Source organism: Acinetobacter stercoris (assembly GCF_900323515.1).
In the GTDB taxonomy this organism is placed as follows: Bacteria; Pseudomonadota; Gammaproteobacteria; order Pseudomonadales; family Moraxellaceae; genus Acinetobacter; species Acinetobacter stercoris.
This window is the reverse complement of record NZ_OOGT01000417.1, coordinates 1-1,039: the sequence shown is the minus strand read 5'-3', so window position 1 is coordinate 1,039 and position 1,039 is coordinate 1. Positions and strand designations below refer to the sequence as shown.

The 1,039-nt window shown below is 42.0% G+C and carries 1 protein-coding gene; it reads right to left on the bottom strand.

Going from position 1 to position 1,039, the window contains the following annotated elements:
* Positions 1-52: 52 nt before the first annotated feature.
* On the bottom strand, positions 53-985 hold the full coding sequence (locus tag KPC_RS19985; RefSeq protein WP_063454701.1) for an IS5-like element ISAba12 family transposase: 933 nt from the start codon (positions 983-985) through the stop codon (positions 53-55).
* Between the last annotated feature and the right edge of the window lie 54 nt (positions 986-1,039).

Sequence of the window (1,039 nt, the reverse complement as noted above, 5' to 3'; positions counted from 1 at the left end):
GGCTTTGTTGCACAAAGATTTGAAATGCAAAGCGCCCCTAATTGAGCCAAATTTAAGGCGTAACTTGGGTAAGTGGTCGACCTAATTCCGTAAATCTGTTAAGGACTGCTACACGTGCATGGATCTCATTCACTTGGCTATCAAAACTCCTTGCACTGAGTTTATCTCCTAATAATTTGATGCAATGCATCTTAGTTTCAACCAAACTTCGCCGATGATAGCCTGACCATTTTTTCCATAGTGTCCTGCCTAAACGTTTAATTGTTCGAAGTAATTCATTTCGCTCTAGCGAGCTACTCTTTGTATCTTTCCATGGTTTCGCATTTTTTCTAGGTGGAATCACCGCATGTGCTTGCCGATCTGCAATGACCTGACGGCATTGCTTGGTGTCATAAGCTCCATCGGTATAAACAGAGTTAATCTGCTCATCTTGTGGAATCTGATTAAGTAAATCACCAAGCACCTGTGAATCACTGACATTATTGGTTGTAAGCTGAACTGCTCGTATTTGTAGGGTTTTAGCATCTATACCAATATGAAGTTTACGCCATTGGCGACGATATTCAGGTCCATGTTTCTTGCGTTTCCATTCGCCCTCACCTAGAAACTTCATGCCTGTAGAGTCCATGAGTAGATGCAGCCCATCGCTACTTTTTTGGTAGCTGATTACAATATCAATATGCTTTTGTCTTCTACAAAGCGTGGTGTAATCTGGAGCTATCCAATTTAATCCGCAAAGTTTAATCAGACTTTGCACAAAGCCAGTGACCATACGTAAAGACAGACGGAATAAGGATTTAATCATTAAGCAGCATTGGATGGCTGCGTCGGAGTAGGTTTGATTTCGCCCTTGTTTGCCTTTTGATGGCGCATACCATTGCGTAGCAGGATCAAACCAAATGGCAATATTTCCGCGACTCATGAGTGCTCGGTTATATGCGGGCCAATTGGTTGTGCGGTAGATTTTGTGTGTAGGCTTCTTCATTTGAAAATTATATCGCTGAAAAAGCCTTTACAGATAGGTTTGTGCAACAAAGCC

Bases quoted from the DNA above. Each gene is read 5' to 3' on its own strand.
- KPC_RS19985 (WP_063454701.1), bottom strand. From the start codon at position 985: ATGAAGAAGCCTACACACAAAATCTACCGCACAACCAATTGGCCCGCA.